21 protein-coding genes and 1 pseudogene are annotated in these 22,987 nt (G+C 69.1%); 9 read left to right on the top strand and 13 right to left on the bottom strand.

Annotation, left to right across the window (positions count from 1 at the left end; translation table 11 throughout):
* Nucleotides 1-7: 7 nt before the first annotated feature.
* From rfbD to VHC63_15795, 4 genes are read right to left on the bottom strand one after another with little or no spacing between them, the layout of a single operon-like run.
* Nucleotides 8-853 carry a dTDP-4-dehydrorhamnose reductase gene (rfbD, locus tag VHC63_15810; protein ID HVV38072.1) on the bottom strand — a complete coding sequence of 282 codons (846 nt, stop codon included), beginning with the start codon at nucleotides 851-853 and terminating at the stop codon, nucleotides 8-10.
* Nucleotides 850-1,809: a dTDP-glucose 4,6-dehydratase gene (rfbB, locus tag VHC63_15805; protein ID HVV38071.1), complete on the bottom strand. Its 960-nt coding sequence runs from the start codon at nucleotides 1,807-1,809 to the stop codon at nucleotides 850-852. The genes rfbD and rfbB overlap by 4 nt, the downstream gene beginning before the upstream one ends.
* Nucleotides 1,810-1,831: 22 nt before the next feature.
* Nucleotides 1,832-2,713: a glucose-1-phosphate thymidylyltransferase RfbA gene (rfbA, locus tag VHC63_15800; GenBank protein HVV38070.1), complete on the bottom strand. Its 882-nt coding sequence runs from the start codon at nucleotides 2,711-2,713 to the stop codon at nucleotides 1,832-1,834.
* A gap of 13 nt (nucleotides 2,714-2,726) precedes the next feature.
* Nucleotides 2,727-4,415: an LCP family protein gene (locus tag VHC63_15795; GenBank protein HVV38069.1), complete on the bottom strand. Its 1,689-nt coding sequence runs from the start codon at nucleotides 4,413-4,415 to the stop codon at nucleotides 2,727-2,729.
* Between the two features lie 63 nt (nucleotides 4,416-4,478).
* Between VHC63_15795 and VHC63_15790 the strand changes: the two genes are divergently transcribed.
* From VHC63_15790 to VHC63_15780, 3 genes are read left to right on the top strand one after another with little or no spacing between them, the layout of a single operon-like run.
* Entirely contained in the window at nucleotides 4,479-5,312 is an 834-nt protein-coding gene (locus VHC63_15790) for a glycosyltransferase family 2 protein (protein ID HVV38068.1), read from the top strand.
* Nucleotides 5,309-6,139, top strand: coding sequence for a glycosyltransferase (locus VHC63_15785; protein ID HVV38067.1), 831 nt, complete (start codon nucleotides 5,309-5,311; stop codon nucleotides 6,137-6,139). The genes VHC63_15790 and VHC63_15785 overlap by 4 nt, the downstream gene beginning before the upstream one ends.
* 41 nt (nucleotides 6,140-6,180) lie before the next feature.
* Complete coding sequence (locus tag VHC63_15780) at nucleotides 6,181-6,828, top strand: ATP-dependent Clp protease proteolytic subunit (protein HVV38066.1); 648 nt, start codon at nucleotides 6,181-6,183, stop codon at nucleotides 6,826-6,828.
* Here the strand turns inward: VHC63_15780 and VHC63_15775 are convergent.
* On the bottom strand, nucleotides 6,790-7,932 hold the full coding sequence (locus tag VHC63_15775; GenBank protein HVV38065.1) for an acyl-CoA dehydrogenase family protein: 1,143 nt from the start codon (nucleotides 7,930-7,932) through the stop codon (nucleotides 6,790-6,792). The genes VHC63_15780 and VHC63_15775 overlap by 39 nt on opposite strands.
* Here VHC63_15775 and VHC63_15770 point away from each other — a divergent pair.
* Entirely contained in the window at nucleotides 7,924-8,964 is a 1,041-nt protein-coding gene (locus tag VHC63_15770; GenBank protein ID HVV38064.1) for a chorismate-binding protein, read from the top strand. The genes VHC63_15775 and VHC63_15770 overlap by 9 nt on opposite strands.
* Nucleotides 8,961-9,797 (top strand): aminotransferase class IV, encoded by an 837-nt coding sequence (locus tag VHC63_15765; GenBank protein ID HVV38063.1) that lies wholly within the window; start codon nucleotides 8,961-8,963, stop codon nucleotides 9,795-9,797. The genes VHC63_15770 and VHC63_15765 overlap by 4 nt, the downstream gene beginning before the upstream one ends.
* 66 nt (nucleotides 9,798-9,863) lie before the next feature.
* On the opposite strand, the gene VHC63_15760 is transcribed toward VHC63_15765, so the two are convergent.
* Complete coding sequence (locus VHC63_15760) at nucleotides 9,864-10,601, bottom strand: biotin--[acetyl-CoA-carboxylase] ligase (protein ID HVV38062.1); 738 nt, start codon at nucleotides 10,599-10,601, stop codon at nucleotides 9,864-9,866.
* Nucleotides 10,602-10,621: 20 nt separating this feature from the next.
* Here VHC63_15760 and VHC63_15755 point away from each other — a divergent pair, with 20 nt between their 5' ends.
* Nucleotides 10,622-12,424 carry an acetyl-CoA carboxylase biotin carboxylase subunit gene (locus VHC63_15755; protein ID HVV38061.1) on the top strand — a complete coding sequence of 601 codons (1,803 nt, stop codon included), beginning with the start codon at nucleotides 10,622-10,624 and terminating at the stop codon, nucleotides 12,422-12,424.
* Here VHC63_15755 and VHC63_15750 read toward each other — a convergent pair.
* A complete protein-coding gene (locus VHC63_15750; protein ID HVV38060.1) occupies nucleotides 12,421-12,861 on the bottom strand; it encodes a VOC family protein in 441 nt (146 codons plus the stop codon). The genes VHC63_15755 and VHC63_15750 overlap by 4 nt on opposite strands.
* Before the next feature lie 23 nt (nucleotides 12,862-12,884).
* Here VHC63_15750 and VHC63_15745 point away from each other — a divergent pair, with 23 nt between their 5' ends.
* Both VHC63_15745 and VHC63_15740 read left to right on the top strand, forming a co-directional pair.
* Nucleotides 12,885-14,036 carry a M20 family metallopeptidase gene (locus VHC63_15745; GenBank protein HVV38059.1) on the top strand — a complete coding sequence of 384 codons (1,152 nt, stop codon included), beginning with the start codon at nucleotides 12,885-12,887 and terminating at the stop codon, nucleotides 14,034-14,036.
* On the top strand, nucleotides 14,033-15,082 hold the full coding sequence (locus VHC63_15740) for an N-acetylmuramoyl-L-alanine amidase (protein HVV38058.1): 1,050 nt from the start codon (nucleotides 14,033-14,035) through the stop codon (nucleotides 15,080-15,082). Before VHC63_15745 ends, VHC63_15740 begins: the two co-directional genes overlap by 4 nt.
* Before the next feature lies 1 nt (nucleotide 15,083).
* On the opposite strand, the gene VHC63_15735 is transcribed toward VHC63_15740, so the two are convergent.
* From VHC63_15735 to VHC63_15720, 4 genes and pseudogenes are all read right to left on the bottom strand, one after another.
* Nucleotides 15,084-15,965: a metallophosphoesterase gene (locus VHC63_15735; GenBank protein ID HVV38057.1), complete on the bottom strand. Its 882-nt coding sequence runs from the start codon at nucleotides 15,963-15,965 to the stop codon at nucleotides 15,084-15,086.
* A gap of 22 nt (nucleotides 15,966-15,987) precedes the next feature.
* Nucleotides 15,988-16,368 carry a hypothetical protein gene (locus tag VHC63_15730; protein HVV38056.1) on the bottom strand — a complete coding sequence of 127 codons (381 nt, stop codon included), beginning with the start codon at nucleotides 16,366-16,368 and terminating at the stop codon, nucleotides 15,988-15,990.
* 33 nt (nucleotides 16,369-16,401) lie between these two features.
* Nucleotides 16,402-17,361: pseudogene (locus VHC63_15725) on the bottom strand (FAD-dependent oxidoreductase).
* Nucleotides 17,346-18,926, bottom strand: a complete 1,581-nt coding sequence (locus VHC63_15720) for a methylmalonyl-CoA mutase family protein (protein HVV38055.1) — start codon at nucleotides 18,924-18,926, stop codon at nucleotides 17,346-17,348. The pseudogene VHC63_15725 and the gene VHC63_15720 overlap by 16 nt, the downstream one beginning before the upstream one ends.
* A gap of 214 nt (nucleotides 18,927-19,140) precedes the next feature.
* Here VHC63_15720 and VHC63_15715 point away from each other — a divergent pair, with 214 nt between their 5' ends.
* Nucleotides 19,141-20,100 (top strand): hypothetical protein, encoded by a 960-nt coding sequence (locus VHC63_15715; GenBank protein ID HVV38054.1) that lies wholly within the window; start codon nucleotides 19,141-19,143, stop codon nucleotides 20,098-20,100.
* Here VHC63_15715 and VHC63_15710 read toward each other — a convergent pair.
* Nucleotides 20,097-21,119: a 2-oxoacid:ferredoxin oxidoreductase subunit beta gene (locus VHC63_15710; GenBank protein ID HVV38053.1), complete on the bottom strand. Its 1,023-nt coding sequence runs from the start codon at nucleotides 21,117-21,119 to the stop codon at nucleotides 20,097-20,099. The two genes, VHC63_15715 and VHC63_15710, sit on opposite strands and share 4 nt — an antisense overlap.
* Nucleotides 21,116-22,987, bottom strand: a 1,872-nt coding sequence (locus VHC63_15705; protein HVV38052.1) for a 2-oxoacid:acceptor oxidoreductase subunit alpha, incomplete at its 5' end; no start/stop codon positions are given. The genes VHC63_15705 and VHC63_15710, both read right to left, overlap by 4 nt.

Here is a 22,987-nt window from a genome sequence, read left to right as displayed (position 1 = left end):
GGGAGCCTTAGCTGATCTCCTTGATCATGCGGGCGAGTGGCGCGTGCCAGTCGTCGAGGGGGGCGAAGCCGGCCAGGCGCCAGGCGCCGTTGTCGAGCACGGAGTTCGCGGGACGGGTGGCGGGCGTCGGGTAGTCGGCCGTGGTGATCGGCGTGATGCGCGCCGGATCGTGGCCGGCGGCTTCGAGGATGGCGCAAGCGAAGCCGTACCACGTGGTCGGGCCGCTGTTGGAGAGATGGAACGTGCCGGGGACGCGGCCGATCGCCAATTCCTTGATCGCCGGCGCCACCTCGGCGGTGAACGTCGGGCAGCCGCGCTGGTCGTCGACGACGCCCCACGTGTCGCGCTCGTTCGCCAGGCGCAGCATCGTCTTGACGAAGTTGTTCCCGTGGGCACCGCACACCCACGAGATCCGCACGATGGCCGAGCCCGGATCGATCTCGTGCTCGCCCGCCAACTTCGACGCGCCGTACACCGACGTCGGGCCGGTGGCGTCCCACTCGCGGTAGGGCCCCTCCTTGGTGCCGTCGAACACGAAGTCGGTCGACACGTACACGACGTGGGCGCCAACCCGACGTGCCCCCTCGGCCACGTTGCGGGTGCCGAACGCGTTGGCGGCGTACGCGGCGTCGGCTTCGGACTCGGCCTTGTCGACGGCCGTCCACGCCCCGGCGTGGATGACGACGTCGGGCTCGAAGTCGCAGACGACCGCCAGGACGCGATCGCGGTCGGCCAGGTTCATCGACGCGTGAGTCGTGCCGAGCACCTCGTAGCGCGCCGAGTCGTCGAACGCGGCGACGAGGTCGTGGCCCAGCTGCCCGCCGGCTCCGGTGACGAGGATGCGCTGCGTCACTTGGCGTTCTTCAGCGGTTCCCACCACCAACGGTTGTCGGCGTACCACTTGACGGTTTCCTCGAGCGCCTCGTCGAGGGTGCGCTGCTTGCGCCAGCCGAGCGCAGTGATCTTGGCGATGTCGACGGAGTAGCGGCGGTCGTGGCCCTTGCGGTCCTCCACGTACTCCACCATCTCCTCGCCCTTGCCGTGCAGCGCCAGCAGCTTGTCGACGAGCACGCGGTTGGGCGTCTCGTTGCCGGCGCCGATGTTGTAGATCTCGCCGGGGTTGCCCTGCTGCAGCACAAGGTGCACGCCCGAGCAGTGGTCGTCGACGAAGAGCCAGTCGCGCTCGTTCATCCCGTCGCCGTACAGCGGCAGCTTCTTGCCGTCGAGCAGGTTGGTGGTGAACAGCGGGATGACCTTCTCCGGGTACTGCCACGGCCCGAAGTTGTTCGTGCAGCGGGTGACCGTGACCGGCAGCCCGTGGGTCGAGTGGTACGACAGCGCGATCAGGTCGGAGCCGGCCTTCGACGCCGAGTACGGCGAGCGGGGCTCGAGCGGGTCGGTCTCCTTGGACGAGCCGACCTCGACCGACCCGTACACCTCGTCGGTGCCGATGTGGATAACGCGGCCGATCTCGAGGCGACGCGCGGTGTCCATCACGACGTTGGTGCCGAAGCAGTTGGTGTTCACGAAGTCGTCGGAGCCGACGATCGAGCGGTCGACGTGGCTCTCGGCGGCGAAGTGCACGACGGCGTCATGGCCGCGCATGGCGTCTTCGAGCGTGCCCGGATCGCAGATGTTGCCCTTGACGAAGTTGTAGCGAGGGCTGTCGTCGACGTCCTTCAACGTCGACAGGTTCCCGGCGTAGGTCAGCGCGTCGTACACGGTGACTTCGTCGTCGGTATTGGCGAACACCCAGCGCACGTAGTTCGAGCCGATGAACCCGGCCCCGCCGGTCACAAAGAGCTTCATAAGGCGAGAAAGGCTACCGGGGTCAAGCGAAGCGGTCGGGGTCGGCCGCCACCGCCCGCAAATAGTCCCCGTACCTGGACTTTCCGAGCTTGTCGCCCAGCACGGTGAGCTGGTCGAGGTCGATGTAGCCCTCGCGGAACGCGATCTCTTCGAGGCACGCGATCTGGAGGCCCTGGCGGTGGATGAGCGCCTGCACGAACGTTCCCGCCTCGAGCAGCGAGTCGTGGGTGCCCGTGTCGAGCCACGCCGTGCCGCGGCCGAGCTTGACCATGTTGAGCTGGCCGCGGTCGAGGTACACGCGGTTGACGTCGGTGATCTCGAGTTCACCCCGCGCCGAGCGCGGCAGGTTCGCCGCGATGTCGACGACCTGGTTGTCGTAGAAGTACAGCCCGGTAACCGCCACGTTCGACTTCGGCACCGCCGGCTTCTCTTCGATCGACAACACGCGGCCGTTGGCGTCGACTTCGGCCACGCCGTAACGCTCCGGGTCGTCGACCTTGTAGCCGAAGACGGTCGCGCCCTGCAGCGTGTCGACCGCAGTGCGCAGCATGCCGCCGAGGCCTTCGGCGTGGAAGATGTTGTCGCCGAGCACGAGGCACACGTTGTCGTTGCCGATGAACTCGGCGCCGATGGTGAACGCCTCGGCCAAGCCGCCCGGCGTCGGTTGCTCACGGTACGAGAACGACACACCGATGTCGCGGCCGTCACCGAGCAGGCTCTCGAAGCGAGGCAGGTCGTGGGGCGTCGAAATCACGAGGATCTCGCGAATGCCCGCCAGCAGCAGCACCGACAGCGGGTAGTAGATCATCGGCTTGTCGTAGACCGGCAGCAGCTGCTTCGACACGCCGAGCGTGACCGGGTGCAGCCGCGTACCGCTGCCGCCGGCGAGAACGATGCCCTTCATCGCCGCAAACCTATTAGCAGGCCAGCGTCGCGGCACCCCGCGACGACGTGCCCGCCGCCGTGGTGACGGTGGTCGACGGCGTCGTCGTCGACGACGACGTGCCGGTGAGCGACGTGCGCACCCCGCCGAAACCAGCGCCGACGATGAGCTGGATGTCGCCGCCGGTCAGCGTGTTGTCGAGCACGATCTTGGCGCCACCGACGATGTAGGCCTGGAGCAGTTGCGCCTTCTGAATCTGTCCGGCGCCGTAGCGGATAGTGGTGACCGGGTTGTTATACGACTTGGCGTCGCCCACGCCGCCGACGCCGAAGCCGGCCGTGGTCAGCTGCCGCTGCACCTGACCGGCCTGGCCGTTGACCCCGGTGCCGTTGAGGACGAGGACGCGCACGGTCGCGGGCGGGATCTTGGGCACCGGGCCGTTGCTCGTGGTCGGCGCCTGGCCGACGCCGTTGAACCGGTTGATGATCGTGCGCGCTTCGTCCTCGCGCAGCTTGAGCACCGACGCGCCCGCAGGGGTGCGGAAACCGTCGGTGGGCAGCGTCAGCATGTCGACGGCTTCGGGCTCGAGCGAGTGGAACTGCTTGCCGAGCCGCAGCAGGTCCTTGGTCGACAGCGCCGAGTCGAGCTTGAGGTTCTTGATGCCGGCGCCGATGAGGGCGTTGAGCTTGACCGGGTTGCGCACGCCCTTGCTGATGGCCTTGCGGAGCACGCGGCGGATGAAGTCCTGCTGGCGCTGAATCCGCCCGATGTCACCCGTCGGGTCGGAGCGCCAACGGCCGGATTCGAAGTACTGGAAGTGGCGGCTGCGCACGTAGCCGAGCGCCTGGTCGCCCGTGAGGTTGACGCAGCCCGCGGTCTTCACGTCGAGGCCCGAGAACTTGTCGCGCGCCGGCGCCGGGAACGGGACCGTGACGCCCCCGATGGCGTTCACGATCGAACGGAACCCGGCGAAGTTGACCTCCATGTAGTGGTCGATCTCGATGTCGAGGCTCTGGCGGATCGTGGCGATGAGCCGCTCCGGCCCGTCGTGAATCACGGCGGACGATGTCGTGACGGTGGCGCCGAGCGCGTTCGTCGTGGTGACCGTCGACTGGCGCGCCGTAGTCGCGGCGTGCGCTCCGGTGGTCTTGATGCCGAACGCGGTGTTGATGCGTTCGCGGTAGCCCATGCCGGCGATCGGCACCCACAGGTCGCGGGGGATCGACAAGATGGACGCCTTCTGCGCCGTCGGGTCGACGTGGAGCACCATCATGGTGTCGGTGCGTTCGCCGCCGACGGTGTTCTCGTTGCCGAACTGCGCCTGATCGGACTTGTCCTTGACGAACGAGCGCGTGTCGGAGCCCACGAGCAACACGTTCATCGGCTTGCCCGGGTCGTCTGAGCCGCAGTTGCGCAGCACGTTGCAACCGAAGGAAATCTTGTCGAGCTGACCGAGGCGAAACTTCAGGTAGCCATAGCCGATGCCGGCCGACAGCACGCACAGGCCGACGAAGATGTTGAGCCCGATCAGCAGCCGGTGCAGGCCGCGGTGCGGGTGATGTTCTTTGGGGGCGCGCACCTGCGCCGGTTGCGGCTGCGGCGTGGGTTCCTGGACCGCAACCTTCTTGGCCACCGGTCGCTTGGCGGCACTGTGTGCGGGAGCGCGTTTCGACGCGCTGTGCTGGCGCGACAGTTTCTTGCCCGGAACGGGAGGAATGCCCATGTGCGGCGTCCACGGTAGTGCCACATCCCCGTTTTCGGAGGATCACCCCCTACGATCCTGCCCATGGCGAACGTGGGCGTCGTCGTCGTCACGTACCGCTCGGCGGGGACGATTCGGGAGTGTTTGTCCTCCTTACACCGTGCGTCGGCGGCGCCGATCGAGATCGTGGTGGTCGACAACGCGTCGCCCGACGATTCCGTCGCCGCGGCACGCGCCGCCGCGCCCGACGCCGTGGTCATCAGTCAGGCGACCAACACGGGATACGGCGCCGCCAACAACGCGGGCGTGGCCGCCCTCGACGAGCACACCAACTACGTGCTGTTCGCCAACCCCGACACCGTGTGGCCGTCGGGTTCGATCGACGAGTTGGTGCGCCGCCTCGACGACTCGATTGGCTTGCTCAGCCCTACGCTCGTCGGTGAGGACGGCGCGCCGCAGCCGATCGTCGAGCGCGACCTCTCGCTCGGCGCCGCCGTGCGGGGCATGACGCGGCTGGGGCCGCCGGTGCGACCTCAGACCGGAGCGGGCGACGTCGAATGGCTCCACACTGCCGCGGCGCTCGTGCCGATCGGCGTCGTGCGGGCCCTCGGCGGTTTCGACGAGCGGTTCTTCCTCTTCGCCGAGGACGCCGACCTCTGCCGCCGCGTGCGCGCCCTGGGCCGCCGCGTCGTGATCACGCCCGACGTCACCGTCACCCACGTGGGCGGCGCGTCGATGGACGCGTCGCACGACGCCGACGCCCTCGCCGGTATGCGGACGCGGGCGCTGGCCACCTACCTCGACAAGTACGACGGCGCGCTGGCTCGCCGCGCCTTCGGTGCCGTGGGCACGCTCGTCTACGGACTCGGGCGCCATCGCAGCCAGGCCCGCGCCGCGTGGAAAGCGCTGACGCGATGAGCCGGGTGGTCATCGGGGTGTGCTGCCATCGCGACGAGCCGAGCATCGGGCGCACGATCGAGTCGCTGGCGGCCTCAGCGGCGCGCCTCGAGCACGACTGGCGCATCGTGGTGTGCGTCAACGGCACCGACTCGGCGCGCAGCGCGGCCGCCGACGCCGTGCGCACCGCCCCGGCGTCGAGTCGCGTCACGCTTCGCCTACTCGACGTCGGCTCGAAGCCGGCGGCGTGGAACGTCCTGCGTCACGAACCCGCCGACGTGCACGTGTTCGCCGACGCCGACGTCGTCGTCAACGCCTGGGCCATCCCGGCGCTGGTCGACGCCGTCGCCGCCAAGGGCGTCGTGGCGGCCGCGGCCAAGCAGGACCACCTCGGCGACGGGGTCGTGGCCCATGTCGCCCTCGTTCCCCACCGCCTCGAATGGGGCGGCCTGCTGGGCACGCTCTACGCCGTGCGCAGCGCCGCCTTGCCCGACGAGATGCCGACCAACGTGCTGCTCGACGACGCCTGGCTGTTCGCGCAGCTCGGCGCCCACGGCCGCATCGAGCCCGTGCCCCTCGCCACCGCCACCGTGCAGCTGCCGACGCGCTGGCGCGACCTGTGGCGCCAGCGGGTGCGGGCCGAGGCCGGCAAGCAGCAGCTACGCGCCCTCGGCCTGCCGTTGGCCGAGCCCGCGGCCGAAACCGCTTCGATCTACAAGACGCTGGTGGCGTACCCACCCAAGGAGTGGCCCTTCGTCGCCACCCTGGCGGCGGTGAAATTCGCCGCCGCGATAACGGCGCGACGCGGTCACCCCGAGTGGAAGTTGGCGACCAGCACGAAAACGTGATCGCGCCCGTGTCATCTCTTGGGCGAGATATCGTATTTGATATGACCCTGATCCCCACCGTGCTCGATCAGTCGTCACGCGGTGAACGCGCGTACGACATCTTCTCGTTGTTGCTGAAGGAACGCATCGTGTTCCTCGGCCAGGAAGTCGACGACCAGATCGCCAACCTGCTGATCGCCCAGATCCTCTACCTCGACGCGCAGGACCCCGAGCGCGACATCCACCTGTACATCAACTCCCCCGGGGGCCTCGCCTACGGCGGCATGGCGATCTACGACGTGATGCAGCACACGCAGTGTGAGGTGTCGACGATCTGCGTCGGCATGGGCATGTCGGCCGCGGCGATGTTGCTGACGGCAGGTGCCCCAGGTAAGCGCTTCGCCCTACCCAGCGCCAAGATCATGATCCACCAGGGCTCGGCCGGCACCGGCCGCGTGTCGCCGCGCGACATGGAGATCCAGCTGCGCGAGGTGCTCTCCACGACAAGGCGGATGGCCGAGATCATCGCCTACCACTCGGGCAGGACCGTCGAGGAAGTCGAGCGCGACATCGACCGCGACTACTTCATGACGGCGCAGGAGGCGAAGGACTACGGGATCATCGACGAGATCATCCAACCGCGCCGCGGCCTATCGGCCACCGCGCTCGGTTTACTCGACGGGCAAGCCCAAGCCGCGAGCAATCACTAGGCGCTGGATCTCGCTGGTGCCCTCGCCGATCTCGAGGATCTTGGCGTCGCGGTACTGGCGGGCCACGAGGGTCTCGTCCATGAAGCCGTAGCCGCCGAACACCTGCGTCGCCATACGCGTGGCGGTGACCGCCGCTTCGGTCGAATACAGCTTCGCTGCCGCCGCTTCGAGCTTGAACGGCCGGCCGGTGTCCTTCAGCCACGCCGCCTTGTACACAAGGGCGCGCGCGGCGTCGGCCATCACCGCCAGGTCGGAGCAAGCGAACGCGACGGCTTGGTTGGTCCCGATGGCCTTGCCGAAGGCGTTGCGGTTCTTGGCGTACTCGACGCTCTCGTCGAGGCAGCACTGGATGACGCCGACCGCCAGCGCCGCGATGGCGATGCGGCCCTCGTCGAGAATCGACAGGAACTGGCGGAAGCCCTGGCCGCGGGCGCCGAGCAGGTTGGCCGCCGGGACCCGCGCGTCGCTGAAGGTAAGGCCGTGGGTGTCGGACGCGTGCCAGCCCATCTTGCGGTACGGCGGCTGCGCGGTGAAGCCGGGCGTCCCCGCGGGGACGATCAGGGCGGAGATCTCGCCCGGACCGGTGCGCGCCGTCACCGTCACGAGCGACGTGATGGACGACCCCGAATTGGTGATGAACGCCTTCTCGCCGTTGATCACCCATTCGTCGCCCTCGAGGGTGGCCGTCGTGCGGGTACCTCCGGCGTCGCTGCCGGCGTCGGGCTCGGTGAGGCCGAAGCCGGCGAGCCGCCGTCCCGCGACGAGATCGGGCAGCCACTGCTGGCGCTGCTCCTCGGTCCCGAACTGGAAGATCGGGTTGGCACCGAGACCGACGCCGGCCTCGAGCGTGATGGCGAGGGACTGGTCGACGCGGCCGAGCTCCTCGATGGCGAGGCACAGCGTCGTGAAATCTGCGTTGGACCCGCCGTACTCCTCGGGGAAGGGCAGACCGAAGAGCCCGAGCTCGCCCATCGCCTGGACCGTCTCGACGGGGAAGGAGTGATCGCGGTCCCACACCTCCGCGTGCGGTGCGATCTCGGCGGCGGCGAAGTCGCGCACCACCTTGCGGAACTGTTCCTGCTCGTCGGTAAACGAATGATCCATCAGGGACCGAATCGTAGGCTGGCGCGTCTGACCACCACCCCGCTCGCCGTCGTCGGAGGGATGCTCCTCACCGGTCTGCGCGACGTGACGCGCGACCCCGCGGCGCTCGACGGTGGTGCGGGCGTTTGGGCCGTCGTCGCCGACTTCGAGGGCGACGTCGTGTGCGCCCGCTTCGACGACGTCCGGCCGGCGACCCCGTGGCCCGGCGCCGCCTGGCGCGGCCCGGCGCGCGATGCGTGGACGAGCTCGCTGGACGAGGCGGCGTTCAAGAAGGGCGTGCAGACGATTCGCGACGCCATCGGCTGCGGCGACGTGTACCAGGTCAACCTGTGTCGGGTGCTCTCGGCGCGCGTCGCTGCCGACGCGGATGTGGCCGCGCTCGGCGCCGCGCTCGCGGAGGGCAACCCGGCGCCGTTCGCCGCCGTGGTGCGCCTGCCGGAGCAGAACGTGCACGTGGCCAGCGCGTCGCCCGAACGGTTCGTGCGCCGCGACGGTGACGTCGTCGTCTCGCAACCGATCAAGGGAACGGCGGCCACCATCGACGGCTTCCTGGCCAAGGACTACGCCGAGAACGTCATGATCGTCGACCTCGTGCGCAACGACCTCGGCCGGTGCTGCGCGTTCGGGTCGGTCGAGGTGCCGGCGTTGTGCGCCGTCGAACCGCATCCGGGTCTTTTCCATCTCGTGTCGACGGTGCGGGGGCGGTTGCGCGCCGGGTATGGCTGGTCCGATGTGCTCGCCGCCACGTTCCCGCCCGGCTCCGTCACCGGCGCACCCAAGCTGGCGGCCCTCGACATGATCCGCGCCCTCGAACCCGTCGCCCGCGGCCCGTACTGCGGCGCCATCGGCTGGGTCGACGCCGGGCGCAACGTGGGCGACCTCAACGTCGGTATCCGCACGTTCTGGTTGGCCGACGGCCGCATCCACTTCGGCACGGGCGGCGGCATCACGTGGGACTCGACGCCCGAGGGCGAGTGGGCAGAGACAGAGTTGAAGGCTCGGCGCCTCCTGTCGGTAGCTTCGTCGACGTGAGTCACGTCTGGTTGAACGGCGCGCTGCTCGACGAGTCGGCGGCCACGCTGTCGGTGTTCGACCACGGCACGACCGTCGGCGACGGCGTGTTCGAGACGATGCTGTGCTACCCCGACACCGGCGTGGCCTGGGCGGCCGAGCACCTGCGCCGGCTGCGGTCCTCGGCCGCCGGCATCTACCTCGAGGTGCCTTTCGACGACGCCGCCTTGCTCGCCGCCATCGACGAGGTGGTGGCGTCCGAGCCGCGGGGCGACGCCTGCGTGCGCATTCGCCTGACCGTCACCGGCGGCGCCGGCCCACTCGGGTCCGACCGCGGCGGCGCGTCCCCGACGGTGATCGTCGCCGCCACGGCCCAGAAGCCGTGGCCGCCGACGGCGACGCTGGCGCCCGTCCCCTGGCCGCGGAACGAGCGGGGCGCGCTGGCCGGGCTCAAGACGACCAGTTACGCCGAGAACGTCGTGGCCCTGCACGCCGCCCACGAAGCCGGCGCCGACGAGGCGCTGTTCTGCGACACGCGGGGCAACGTGTGCGAAGGCACCGGGACCAACGTGTTCGCCGTCATCGACGGCGAGTTGGTGACCCCGCCGCTGACGACGGGCTGCCTCTCGGGCGTCACCCGCCACGTGGTCATCGACGCCTACGGCGCCACCGAGAAGCTGTTCTCCCTCGACGACCTGCGCCGCGCCACCGAAGTCTTCGTCACCTCCACCACCCGCGAGGTCCAAGCGGTCTGCCAGGTCATCGGCATCGTCGACCTCCGCGCCACCGCCCCCGGCCCCGTCACCGAAGCCGCACAAGCGGCCTACACAAAGCGGCGCCGCGGCGAGACGTGAGGCCGCAGGGCCGACTTGCTCGGCCCGGAGGCTCCGAGACGTAGGCGAACAGATCGCCCCGCAACCTCAGGTTGCGGGGCGAAGATGCATCACGTCGCCGGCGATGACGCGGCGGGGGCCGGCATCGGTCGAGACGACGAGGGCGCCGTCGTCGTCGACGCCGGTGGCCGTACCGGTGACGGTGCCGTCGGCTAGTTCGACGCGGACGTCGAGGCCGATGGTCGAGCAGCGGGTCCGGTACTCCCCCGCGACGGCGTCCCAGCCGTCGTCGAGCCGCGTCGCCAGGTTGTCGAGCAGGACGTCGAGCACGTCCTCGGTGTGGACGGGCCGGCCGGCCGCGTGCGACGCCGCGATCGCAATGCCGGCGACCTCGGGGGGCAACTCGTCGGGCCAGGTGCAGTTGATCCCGATGCCGACGACGACGGCCGCCGCCGGTGGGACGCCCTCGACTTCGGTCAGGACGCCGGCCAGCTTGCGGTCGCCGATGAGCAAGTCGTTGGGCCACTTGAGCGCCGGGGCGACGCCGGCCACCAGGGTGACGGCGTCGGCGCCGGCCATGGCGACCGCCGCGGTCGCCAGGTGCAGCCGGTCGGCGGGCAGTTCGGTGGGGCGCAGCAGCACGCTCATCAGCAGCGACGCCCCACGCGGCGCCACCCACGTCCGCCCGAGCCGGCCACGCCCGGCGGTCTGCTCCTCGGCGACGGCCACGAGGCCTTCGGGGGCACCGCGGCGGGCCTGCTCCATCGCCCAGGTATTGGTCGAATCGATGGTCGCGAAGCGATGAATCTCAAAGCGCGACGTCATTCTGCAAGGCTACGGCTCTTATGTTCTCCAAGGTTCTGATCGCCAATCGCGGAGAGATTGCTGTCCGCGTCATCCGCACCTGCCGTGAACTCGGCATCGCCACTGTCGCCATCTACTCGGACCTCGATCGCGACGCCATGCACGTGCGCCTGGCCGACGAGGCCTACGCGCTCGGCGGCACCACCGCGGCCGAGAGCTATCTCAACACCGAGGCCATCCTCGACGTCATCGAGCGCAGCGGCGCCGACGCGGTCCACCCGGGTTACGGCTTCTTCTCCGAGAACACCGACTTCGCCCGCGCTATTGCAGCCAAGGGCGTCACGTTCATCGGCCCGCCGCCCGAGGCCATCGAGGTCATGGGCGACAAGATCTCGTCGCGTATCGCGGCGGAGAAGGCCGGCGTCTCGGGCGTGCCCGGCGACAACACGATCCTGACCAGCGGTGCCCAGGTCGTGGCCTTCGGCGACAAGCACGGCTGGCCGGTCGCCATCAAGGCGGCCTACGGCGGCGGCGGCCGCGGCATGCGCGTCGTGCACACCGCGGATGACGCCGACGCCGCGCTGGCCAGCGCCCAGTCCGAGGCGCTCAAGGGCTTCGGGCGTGACGAGTGCTACGTGGAGAAGTACCTCACGTGGCCGCGTCACATCGAGATGCAGGTGTTCTGCGACACCAAGGGCAACGGCGTGTGGCTCGGCGAGCGTGACTGCTCGTGCCAGCGCCGTCACCAGAAGCTCGTCGAGGAGTCACCGGCAGTCAACTTCCCCGACGAGATCCGCGAGCGCATGGGCGCGGCGGCCGTCGCCGTCGCGAAGGCCTGTGGCTACGTCAACGCCGGCACCGTCGAGTTCCTCTACCAGGAGGGCGACTTCTTCTTCCTCGAGATGAACACCCGCCTCCAGGTCGAGCATCCGGTCACCGAGTTGGTGTGCGGCATGGACCTCGTGGAGTTGCAGCTGCGCATCGCCGCGGGCGAGAAGCTGCCGATCAACCAGAAGCAGATCGCGCAGCGCAAGCGCGGCCACGCCATCGAGGTGCGCATCAACGCCGAGGACCCGGCGGGCGGCAAGTTCCTGCCCGCGCCCGGCACGCTCACCAAGTTCGACCGGCCCGATGGCTTCGGCGTGCGCGTCGACGCCGGTTATGACGCCGGCGACACCGTGAGCCAGTACTACGACAACCTCGTCGCCAAGCTCATCACGTGGGGTCCCGACCGCGACAGCGCCCGGCGCCGCATGCTGCGCGCCCTCGCCGAGACCGACATCCAGGGCATCGCCACCACGATCCCGGCGCACATCGCCATCCTCAGCCACCCCGACTTCATCGCCGGCGAGCACTCGACGAAGTGGGTCGAGGAACGCCTCGACTTCACCGGCGTGTCGTCGGCGCCGGCCGCGCCCGTCGTGGGCGAGGACGGCGAGAAGAAGGTGCTGCGCGAGGTCGACGCCGAAGTCGACGGCCGCAAGTACAGCGTGAAGCTGTGGGTGCCCGACATCGCGCCCGTGGCCGTCGCCGCCGCCGGGCCGGCCCGCGCCGGCGGCGCCGCACCCGGACGCCCGCAGGCGCCCACTGCGGGGGCGGGAGCCGTCGGCGGTGCGCACGCCGGCGACATCGCCGTGCCGATGCAAGGCACGATCGTGAAGGTGATGGTCGCGGTGGGCGATACCGTCACCGCCGGTCAGGCCGTGTGCGTCCTCGAAGCCATGAAGATGGAGAACAACATCATGAGCGAGGTCGCCGGCGAGGTGAAGGCCGTCAAGGTCGAAGCCGGCCAAACGGTCGGCGCCGGCGACGTCGTCGTCGTCGTCGAACCCGCCTCGGCTTAGCCGCCCAGAGCGCCGAAGTCGGGCAGGGTGAGCGTCCCGTCGGCGTTCAGAGTGAAGCCCGGGTTGTGCGCGATCTCCCAGACGTGGCCGTCGAGGTCGCGGAAGTGGCCGGCGTAGCCCCCGTAGAACGTCTCCTCGGCCGGCTTGGTCACGACGGCGCCCGCGCCCGCGGCGGCACGCAAGACGGCGTCGACTTCGGCGCGCGAGCCGACGTTCTGCGCCAGCACGATTCCGCCGTAGCGGCTCGATACGTCGTCGTCGACGCGCGCGTCGGCCGCTAATTTCTCGCGCCCCCACAGCACGACGGCCATCCCGCCGGCTTGGAAGAACACCGTTTCTTCGACCTCCTGACCGCTCCACCCGAGGGCTTCGTAGAACGCCCGGGCGCGCGCCAGGTCGACGACGCCGAGGGTGACAATGCTGACGCGCTGGTCCATGCGCGGAGCGTAGGGTCAACCGCATGGATGCGAAGCAGGCCGCGCAGGGAACCATCAGCGATCAGAGCGAACGGCTCGTCGAACTGAGCCATCGCATCCACGCCCATCCCGAGACGTGTTTCGAAGAATTCAGCGCGGCCGAGTGGACCGCTGCGCAGCTCAACGACGCTGGCTTCTCGATCGAAACGGGCGTCGCCGACCTGCCGACGGCCTACGTGGCCACGGCCGGAAGCGGTCCGCTCACCGTCGGGATCTGCGCCGAGTACGACGCCCTGCCCGGCATCGGTCACGCCTGCGGGCACAACGTCATCGCGTCAGCGGCGGTGGGCGCCGGCCTCGCGCTCGCACCCCTCGCCGACGACCTCGGGATCACGATCAAGGTCTTCGGCACGCCCGCCGAAGAGGGCGGCGGCGGCAAGATCATCATGCTCGACAAAGGCGTGTTCGCCGGCGTGCACGCGGCGATGATGGTGCACCCGGCGCCGACGGAAATGGACCGCATGCCGTGCCTGGCGGTGTCGCACGTCGACGTGCACTACCACGGCAAGGCGGCGCACGCGTCGGCGTTCCCCGAGCTTGGCATCAACGCCGCCGACGCCCTGACCGTCGCCCAAACGGCGATCGGGCTGCTGCGCCAGCACATTCGCCAGACCGATCGCATCCACGGCATCGTCACCTACGGCGGCGAAGCGCCCAACGTCGTGCCCGCCGAGACCACGGGCAAGTGGTACATCCGTTCGGCCACGCTCGGCGAGCTCGCCGAGCTCGAGCCGAAGGTGCACCGCTGCTTCGAAGCCGGCGCCCTGGCCACGGGTTGCACCGTCGACGTCCAGGAGATGAGCCCCAAGTACTCCGAGATGCGCGACGACGCCGAGCTGCGCGCCATCTACAAGGCCAACGCGCAGCAGCTCGGCCGCCAGTTCCCCGAGCTCGGCGAGCTGGGTGACAAGATCGTCGGCTCGACCGACATGGCCAACGTGAGCCTCGCCATCCCGACGATCCACCCGATGCTCGGTCTCGGCTGCTTCCCGATCAGCAACCACCAGCCGGAGTTCGCCGCCTTCTGCGCCACGCCGACGGCCGACAAGGCTTTGCTGGACGGCGCCACCGGCATGGCGTGGACCGTCGTCGACCTCGCGACGACCGACTCGGTGCGCGACCGCCTGCTCAAGTGAAGCGGGCCGCGCTGTTCGTCGCGCTGGCGACGGCGCTTTCGTTCCTTCCGGCCGCGGCCGGCGCTGACACCGGACTGCGCGTCGTCGACCGCGTCATGCGCGTCGCCCGGGCCCGTACCGTGCGCCTTCCCTTCGCCGCTGACCACGTGGCGCTGTACTGGGTCGGGCACCGCGACGCGCGGGTGCTCGTTGCGTTCGCCGACGGCCGTCTGGTGGACGCCGGCCGCGACGAGCCCGGCGCCAATGACCACGGCCGCACGTTCGGCGCCATCATCGTCGCACCGCGCGCGACGCGGCTGCGCATCGTCAGCAACCAGCCGATCGCCAAGCTCCACGTGCTCGCCATCGCCGATCCGCTGAAGGTGAAAATCAAGCACGTGCTGCACAAGGCACCGGCGCCGGCGCCGACGGTTGGTCACGCCGCGCGGCCGCCAATCCTGTCGCGCGCGCAGTGGGGCGCCGACGAGTCGCTGCGCTACAGCAACGGCAAGGAGTCGTGGCCGCCGGTGTTCGAACCGGTGCACAAGCTGATCCTCCATCACACCGACACCGCCAACAACGATCCGAACCCGGCGTCGACCGTGCGGGCGATCTACTACTTCCACGCGATAACCCGCGGTTGGGGCGACATCGGTTACAACTTCCTCATCGACGCCAGCGGCCGGATCTACAAGGGCCGCAACTCCCACGGCGCCGACGGCAACGACACCATCACCGGTGAGGACACGCGCGGTTACGGCGTCATCGGCGCCCACGCCAAGGGCTACAACGCCGGCTCGGTCGGCGTGTCGCTGTTGGGCACGCTCGACACCCAGGACGCGACGCCGGCGCAGAAGAACGCGCTCGAGGACCTGCTCGCCTGGGAAGCCGACGCCCACGGCATCGACCCGCACGGCGCCGCCGTCTACACGAGCCCCATCGACGGCCACCAGCGCACGTTCCCCAACATCGCCGGCCACCGCGACGTCGGCGACACCGACTGTCCGGGCGGCGTGTTCTACGCGTCGTTACCGGCAGTGCGTGACGCCGTGGCCGCCCGCATGTAACTCAGCAGCGAGCCGAGCCCGAGTCCGTGAAGCCGCCGCCCGCCGACGGCACGAACTGCCACGAGTAGGACCCGTCTCCCAGGTGCAGGGCGAGCACGCCGAAAGTGTTCGAACTGCGCGCCTCGCTGCGCTGCTCGACGGAGATCGTGGGATAGAGGCTGCGCCCGCCGGTCCCGACGACGAACTCGCGCACGCCGCGGTCGGGCCCGAAGCGCTCGTAGTGGTGGTCGTGGCCGACGAGCACGACGTCGGCACCCGCCGCTGACAGGTCCTTCCAGAAGTCGTCGTAACCGTCGTCGCTGCCGTGGATGCCCGACGACCAGCGCGGGTGATGCCAGTAGGCGAGGATGCAGCGCGCCGGATGGGCCGCGAGGTCCGCCTTGAGCCACTGCTCCTCCACCGACCCCGCCTGGCACCCGCCGACGCTGCGGCAGTCGGAGTCGAGAGCGATGAGGTGCCACGCGCCGACGTCGAACGAATACCAGGGCGACGCCGCCTTCAGGCCCCAGTACTGGCGGTAGCCGGCGAGGTTGGGCGTCGACCAGTCGTGATTGCCCGGCGCCGGATGCGTGATGCTCTTGAACCGGCCCCACGACGCGTCGTACGACGCCATGAAGTTGCGCGCTTCGCCCGACTCGTACTGGAGGTCGCCGAGGGCGAGCACGGCGGCGGGATGCAGCGACTCGACCGTCTCGGCCGTCGCCTCCTGCTGGCACTGGCCGAGGCTCGGTTTGAGGTTCGGCGGACACGCAATGTCGCCGGCGGCCACGACCAGCGGCGCGTCGGCCGAAACGGGCACGGTCGTCGACGTGGTGGGCGCCACCCGCGTCGTGGTGTGGCGGGTCGTGGACTTGCTGCACGCGCTCGTCGCCGTCAGCGCCACGGCGACGACGACGAGGAGTCGCCTACTCAGCAGCGTCGGCGAGCGCTTCGGCGAGCGCGGGGTGGACGAGCAACGACTCAACGATGTCGGTGACCTTCAGGTTGGCCGTCACCGCCAGCGCGATGACCGAGATCAACTCCGCTGCGCCCCGCCCGACGATCGAGCCGCCGAGTACGACGCCCGTCGCCGGGTCGCTCAGGATCTTGACGAAGCCCCGCGGGTCGCCGTCGATCAACGCCCGGGCGTTGGCGGCGAAGGGCACCTTGGTGACGCGCAGCTTGCGACCGATGGCGAACGCCTCGGCTTCGGCGAGGCCGACGTCGGCGATCTCGGGTTCGGTGAAGATGGCCGACGCCGCCTTGTCGTAGTCGAGGTGGCGGTGCTCGCGCGTGTGCAGGCCCATCACGTGCTCGGCCACCTTGCGGCCCTGCATCGACGCCACCGACGCCAGCGGCAGCCGGCCCGACACGTCGCCGGCGGCGTAGACGTGGCCGAGGTTGGTGACGCAGTGCTGGTTGACCGGGACGTAGCCGTTGGCGTCGACGTGCACGCCGGCCTCCTCGAGGCCGAGGCCTTCGGAGTTCGGGAGCGAGCCGATAGCGAGCACGACGTGTGAACCCTTCACGATGCGGCCGTCCTCGCACGTGACGGTGACCTCGTCGCTCTCGCGGCTGATGGCGCTGGCGCGCGCGCCCTTGAGCAGCACGACGCCGGTCTTGAGGAAGTCGTCTTCGAGGGCGGCCGCCACTTCGGCGTCCTTGCCCGGCAGCACCTGCTGGCGCGACACCAGCAGCGTCACCTTGGAGCCGAAGGACCGGAACATGTGCACGAACTCCACGCCGGTCACGCCCGAGCCGACGACGATGAGGTGCGACGGCAACTCCTTGGGCGGGTATGCCTGGCGCGTCGTCAGCACGCGCTCGCCGTCGATCGGCGCCCACTCGGGCAGGCGCGGCCGGCTCCCGGTCGAGATCAGGATGGCATCGGCCTCGAGTTCTTCGTGGCCGGCGTCGCTGTCGACGGCGACGCAGTGCGCGCCCGTCAGCTTGGCCGTGCCGTTGATGAGGCGGATGCCCTGGCTCTCGAGCAGCACGGTGTTCGTGCGGTTGAGGTGTGCAGTGATGCGACCCACACGCTCCTCGAGCGCGGCGAGGTCGGGCTTGGCGTCGAGCGGCTGGAGTCCCATGCCGTCGGCGCGCCCGGCTTCGGTCATGAAGCCGCCGGTGGCGATCATCGCCTTGGACGGGATGCAGTCCCACAGGTTCGCCGCGCCGCCGACGACGTCGCGCTCGATGAGCGTGACCTCGGCGCCGAGGCGCGCCGCCCACGTGGCCGCCTGCACCCCCGCCGGCCCGCCGCCGATGATGACGAACTTGGTCGTCAACGCGGTTGGTGTACCCCGAAGACACCCCGCAGCGTGTCGCTGACCTCGCCGAGCGTCGCCCGCGCCTTGAGCGCCACCTTCATCGGCACCAGCAGGTTCTGGGTGCCCCGCGCCGCCGCCTCGACGTCGGCCAGCGCGGCGTCGACCTCGGCCTGATTGCGCGTGGCGCGCGTGTTGCGGACGCGATCGATCTGCGCCTGCTGCATCGCCGGGTCGATCGGGAACACTTCGGGTGGCTCGACCTCTTCGGTCTGGAACTTGTTGACGCCCACGATCACCTTGTCGCCGGCGTCGATCGCCTTGGTGTAGGCGTAGGCCGCCTGCTCGATCTCGTCCTGCATGAAGCCGGCCTCGATGGCGGCGACGGCGCCGCCCATGCCGTCGATCTTGTCGATGTAGGCCATCGCCGCCGCTTCGACCTCGTCGGTCAGGCTCTCGACGAGCCACGAACCGCCGAGCGGGTCGGTGGCGTCGACCACGCCGACCTCGTTGGCGATGATCTGCTGGGTGCGCAGCGCCAGGGTGGCGGCGCGCGCCGTGGGCAGACCGAGCGCTTCGTCGAAGCCGTTGGTGTGCAGCGACTGCGTGCCGCCCATCACCGCCGCGAGCGCCTGGAGCGTGACGCGCATGATGTTGTTCTCCGGCTGCTGGGCGGTCAGCGTCGAGCCGCCGGTCTGGGTGTGGAACCGCAGCAGCTTGGACTTCTCGTTCTTGGCGCCGAAGCGCTCCGTCATGATGCGCGCCCACATGCGGCGCGCGGCGCGGAACTTGGCGACCTCTTCGAAGAAGTTGTTGTGGGCGTTCCAGAAGAACGACAGGTTCGGGGCAAAGTCGTCGACGTCCATCCCCGACGCGATCGCCGCTTCGACATACGCGATGCCGTTGGCGATGGTGAACGCGATCTCCTGCACGGCCGTCGAGCCGGCTTCACGGATGTGGTAGCCCGAGATCGAGATCGTGTTCCACTGCGGGATGTTCTCCTTGCAGTAGCTGAAGATGTCGGTGATGACCCGCATGGACGGGCGCGGCGGGAACACGTAGGTGCCGCGGGCCACGTACTCCTTCAAGATGTCGTTCTGGATGGTGCCGTTGAGCTTGTCGCCCGGCACGCCCTGCTCCTCGGCGACGAGTTGGTAGAGCAGCAGGAGGATCGACGCCGTCGAGTTGATGGTCATCGACGTCGAGATCTTGTCGAGCGGCATCCCGTCGAGCAGCACCCGCATGTCGTCGATCGAGTCGATGGCGACGCCGACCTTGCCGACTTCGCCTTCGGCGCGCGGGTTGTCGGAGTCGTAGCCCATCTGCGTCGGCAGGTCGAAGGCGCACGACAGGCCCATCGAGCCGTTGGCCAGCAGCAGCTTCCAGCGCTCGTTGGTCGCCTCGGCCGTGCCGAAGCCCGAGTACGGACGGATCGTCCACGTACGCGCCCGGTACAACGACTCGCGGATGCCGCGGGTGTAGGGGTATTTGCCCGGCGAACCGACCTTGCTCGCCGCGTCCCAGTTCGCCAGGTCGTCAGGCCCGTAGAAGGGCTTGATCTCTATGCCGGAGTCCGTCCGCCGCGCGTCATCAGCCATGCTGCCAGCGTAAACGCCGTCGCCAGAGTTCGGCGCACCGGGACTGGTGGCCACAGAGTGTCAACGGGCGACCAAGTATTTCCCAACATTTGCTCAACTCTCGTGCAGACCTGACGATGGGTGTCGTGCCCAGGCGGCTTAGGGGCGTGAGTCAAGGAACAACGGAATGTTCAAACGCTTCAGCGTCGTACTTAGCGGCGCTCTCGTCGCGAGCTTGATCTTCGTCGTCGGAGCGCAGGCGACGCCACTGTCCGTCGCCATCTCCCCTACCTCGGGTGCGAACGGGACCGAACTGCAAGCCTCGAGTCCTGACACGTGTCCCGCCGTCCCGGAGAACGCGGACCCGACACTGGTCAACGTCGGACCCAACATCGTCTACCAAGTGGCCTCGGCCGACGAACCCGCCCCGACATTGGACAGCGACGGCTGGCTCCCGTTCATCCAGGAGCAGGACGGCTCATTCCTCGATGTCAGCGGCACGGAACCATGGCAGGGCTACCTCACGGTGGGCGCCACCGGTGGCTGGGGGGCGTTGGACCCGGGCGCCTACCGGGTGTCGTTCGCCTGCGGCTACGCCACGCACATCGCCGGGGTTGACGCCGGAACCGTGACCAACGGGCCATGGCACGCCTACGGCGAGATCACCGGCTCGGTGTTCGATCTGTGCGCGACTGCGCCCGACTGCGGCACGCCCGCCCCGACGACGTCGACCTCGACGTCGACCACCGTGGAACCCGAGCCGACGACGGTCGCGCCGCCGCCTGCGACAACGACGACCGAGCCCGAAGTCACGCCTGGCGATGGCATCGGTGAATCGTCAGCGTCGCCGGGCGGCGAGATCACGATCGACGCCTCCGGTTTCCTTCCCGGCACCGAGGTGGTCATCGAGTTCCACTCGACGCCGCATCGGATCGGCAGCGTGACCGCCGACGCGAGAGGCCGCGTTAAGACCGCAGCCTGGGTGCCCGTCGACGCCGAAGTCGGAACGCACCACGTCGTGCTCACCGGCACCGACGCCACCGGCAAGCCCAAGGTGGAGTCGTTCGCGATCGTCGTCAGCCGACGACCGGCCGGCCGAGGTTCGATGGCGTTGCCGGTGATGATCGGCTTCGCACTCCTTGCTGTCGCCGTCGCGGCGTCAGTGGGCGTGCGCCGGTTCCGGGCGGCGCGTTAGTCGACCGTCCAGGTCGAGCCCGAGCGCAGCAACGCCGCGAGATCACCGGCGCCGCGCTGTTCCTGGGCCGCCACGAGCTGGTCGCCGACGAGCTGGCCGTAGTTCGGGCGCTCGACGGCGCGGAACACGCCGATCGGCGTCGGCTCGTGCGGGCCCCGTGCCAGCCGGCCGAGGGAGAACGCGTGACCCGGACGCTCGAGCGTCTCGTCGTGCACGACGATGCGGCTCTCGTCGACGTCGGCGACGTTCACGACCTGGAAGTGGCCCTGAGCGTCGGGCGCAACGCACTTGTCCATGTTGGAACCGAAGATGATCTTCTCGCCGTGCACCAGCGGGATGAGATTGTCGCTGCGGTTCTCCTTCGACGTGATCCCTTCGAAGGCGCCGTCGTTGAAGACGTTGCAGTTCTGGTACACCTCGACGAACGACGCCCCCTTGTGGTCGTGGGCCCGCTTGAACGTCTCGACCATGTGGGCGCGGTCCATGTCGTGGGTGCGGGCCACGAAGGTGGCCTCGGCACCGAGCGCCAGCGAGATCGGGTTGAACGGCTGGTCGACCGAGCCGAACGGCGTCGACTTCGTGACCTTGCCGACCTCCGAGGTCGGTGAGTACTGCCCCTTCGTCAAGCCGTAGATCTGGTTGTTGAACATGAGGATCGTCACGTTGACGTTGCGGCGCAGCGCGTGGATGAGGTGGTTGCCCCCAATCGACAGCGCGTCGCCGTCGCCACAGATCACCCACACGTCGAGGTCGGGGCGGGCCACCGCGAGGCCCGTCGCCAGCGCCGGCGCCCGGCCGTGGATGCCGTGCATGCCGTAGGTGTTCATGTAGTACGGGAAGCGCGCCGCACAACCGATGCCCGAGATGAACACTGTGTTCTCCCGGCGCACGCCGAGGTCGGGCATGAGCAGCTGGACGGCAGCAAGGATCGAGTAGTCGCCGCACCCCGGACACCAGCGGACCTCCTGGTCCGACATCCAGTCCTTGCGTGACGTGATCGGGACATCCACGGTGGTCACTTCGCACCCTCCAACAGCGTGAGCATGGCGGCTTCGATTTCGGAGGCCTTGAACGGCAGACCCTGGATCTTGTTGAGCGACTGGGCGTCAACGAGGAACTCGGCGCGCAGCAGCCGCGACAGCTGGCCCATGTTCATCTCGGGCACGAGAACCTTCTTGTAGCGGTGCAGCACGTCGCCCAGATTTTTCGGGAACGGGAAGAGGTGGACGAGGTGCGCGTGGCTCGCCTTCAGCCCGCGCGCGCGCACGCGGCGTACCGCCGCGCCGATGGCACCGAAGGTCGACCCCCACCCGACGACGAGGATGTCGCTGCCGCCGTCGTCGTCCACTTCGACGTCGGGGATGTCCTCGGCGATGCCGGCGACCTTGGCGGCGCGCAAGCGCGTCATGCGCTCGTGGTTGACGCCGTCGTAGTTGACGTTGCCCGTGCCGTCCTGTTTCTCGAGACCGCCGATGCGGTGCTCGAGGCCGGGCGTACCGGGGACGGCCCACGGCCGCGCCAGGTTGTCGTCGCGCAGGTAGGGCCAGAACTCGGGGTTGCCCTCGGCGTCCTCGTGGTTCGGCTCCGTGGCGAACGCGACCGAGATGTCGGGCAGGGTCGAGACGTCGGGCAGCTTCCACGGCTCGGCGCCGTTGGCGATGTAGCCGTCGGAGAGCAGCAACACCGGCGTGCGGTACTTGAGGGCGATGCGCGCCGCTTCGATGGCGGTCTCGAAACAGTGCGACGGCGTCTTGGCGGCGATGATCGGCATCGGCGACTCGCCGTGGCGGCCGTACATGGCGAGCATGAGGTCAGACTGTTCGGTCTTGGTCGGCAGACCCGTCGACGGGCCGCCGCGCTGGATGTCGACGATGATCAGCGGCAACTCGAGCGACACCGCCAGACCCATCGCCTCGGATTTGAGGTCGACGCCGGGGCCCGACGTGGTGGTGATGCCGAGGTGGCCGCCGAACGCCGCACCGATGGCGGCCGAGATGCCGGCGATCTCGTCTTCGGCCTGCATGGTGCGCACGCCGAAGTTCTTGTGCTTCGACAGCTCGTGGAGGATGTCGGACGCGGGCGTGATCGGATACGAACCGAGAAACAAGGGCAACTTGGCCAGCTGCGACGCGGCGACGAGGCCCCACGCCAGCGCGGTGTTGCCGCTGACGTTGGTGTACTCGCCGGGGTCGAACGTCGTTGGCTTGATCTCATAGCTCGACGCGAAGAGCTCGGCGGTCTCGCCGAAGTTGTACCCCGCCTTGAACGCGGCCAGGTTCGACTGCTTCACCATCTCGTTCTTGGCGAAGCGCTCCTCGATCCACTTCGTCGTGCTCTCGATGGGCCGCGTGTAGAGCCAGCTGACGACGCCGAGGGCGAAGAAGTTCTTCGATCGCTCGGCGTCGCGCGGCTTCACGCCGAGTTCCTTGACCGATTCAATCGTGAGCGACGTCATCGGGACTTCGAACACGGTGAAGGCGTCGAGAGTGCCGTCGGTCAGCGGGTTGGCGGGATAGCCCGCTTTTTTCAGGTTGCGCTCTTCGAAGGCGTCGCTGTTGACGATGAGCGTGCCGCCGCGGGGCACGTCGGCGATGTTGGCCTTGAGCGCCGCGGGGTTCATGGCGATCAGCACCGACGGGAAGTCGCCCGGGGTGAGGATGTCGTGGTCCGAAATGTTGACCTGGAACGCAGAAACGCCCGCCAGGGTTCCGGCGGGCGCTCTGATCTCTGCTGGGAAGTCGGGCAAGGTCGACAGGTCGTTGCCGAACAGCGCCGAGGCGCTGGTGAACCGGTCGCCGGTGAGCTGCATCCCGTCACCGGAGTCGCCGGCGAACCGGATGACCACATGGTCGAGCTCTTGCACGTCTTTCGACGCGGTATCCGTCAC

This window comes from Acidimicrobiales bacterium (assembly GCA_035546775.1).
Taxonomy (GTDB): Bacteria; Actinomycetota; Acidimicrobiia; order Acidimicrobiales; family JACCXE01; genus JACCXE01.
The sequence above is the reverse complement of the archived record's forward strand: the minus strand, read 5'-3'. Positions and strand labels throughout refer to the sequence as shown.

Excerpts from the sequence above, each read along its gene's own strand:
- VHC63_15770 (HVV38064.1), top strand. The coding sequence starts at position 7,924 with ATGATCCATCAGGGACCGAATCGTAGGCTGGCGCGTCTGACCACCACC.
- VHC63_15745 (HVV38059.1), top strand. The coding sequence starts at position 12,885 with ATGGATGCGAAGCAGGCCGCGCAGGGAACCATCAGCGATCAGAGCGAA.
- VHC63_15780 (HVV38066.1), top strand. The coding sequence starts at position 6,181 with ATGACCCTGATCCCCACCGTGCTCGATCAGTCGTCACGCGGTGAACGC.
- VHC63_15795 (HVV38069.1), bottom strand. The coding sequence starts at position 4,415 with ATGGGCATTCCTCCCGTTCCGGGCAAGAAACTGTCGCGCCAGCACAGC.
- VHC63_15720 (HVV38055.1), bottom strand. The coding sequence starts at position 18,926 with ATGGCTGATGACGCGCGGCGGACGGACTCCGGCATAGAGATCAAGCCC.
- VHC63_15785 (HVV38067.1), top strand. The coding sequence starts at position 5,309 with ATGAGCCGGGTGGTCATCGGGGTGTGCTGCCATCGCGACGAGCCGAGC.
- VHC63_15750 (HVV38060.1), bottom strand. The coding sequence starts at position 12,861 with ATGGACCAGCGCGTCAGCATTGTCACCCTCGGCGTCGTCGACCTGGCG.
- VHC63_15755 (HVV38061.1), top strand. The coding sequence starts at position 10,622 with ATGTTCTCCAAGGTTCTGATCGCCAATCGCGGAGAGATTGCTGTCCGC.
- VHC63_15775 (HVV38065.1), bottom strand. The coding sequence starts at position 7,932 with ATGGATCATTCGTTTACCGACGAGCAGGAACAGTTCCGCAAGGTGGTG.
- rfbB (HVV38071.1), bottom strand. The coding sequence starts at position 1,809 with ATGAAGCTCTTTGTGACCGGCGGGGCCGGGTTCATCGGCTCGAACTAC.
- VHC63_15790 (HVV38068.1), top strand. The coding sequence starts at position 4,479 with ATGGCGAACGTGGGCGTCGTCGTCGTCACGTACCGCTCGGCGGGGACG.
- rfbA (HVV38070.1), bottom strand. The coding sequence starts at position 2,713 with ATGAAGGGCATCGTTCTCGCCGGCGGCAGCGGTACGCGGCTGCACCCG.
- VHC63_15730 (HVV38056.1), bottom strand. The coding sequence starts at position 16,368 with ATGGGCCTGCACACGCGCGAGCACCGCCACCTCGACTACGACAAGGCG.
- VHC63_15760 (HVV38062.1), bottom strand. The coding sequence starts at position 10,601 with ATGACGTCGCGCTTTGAGATTCATCGCTTCGCGACCATCGATTCGACC.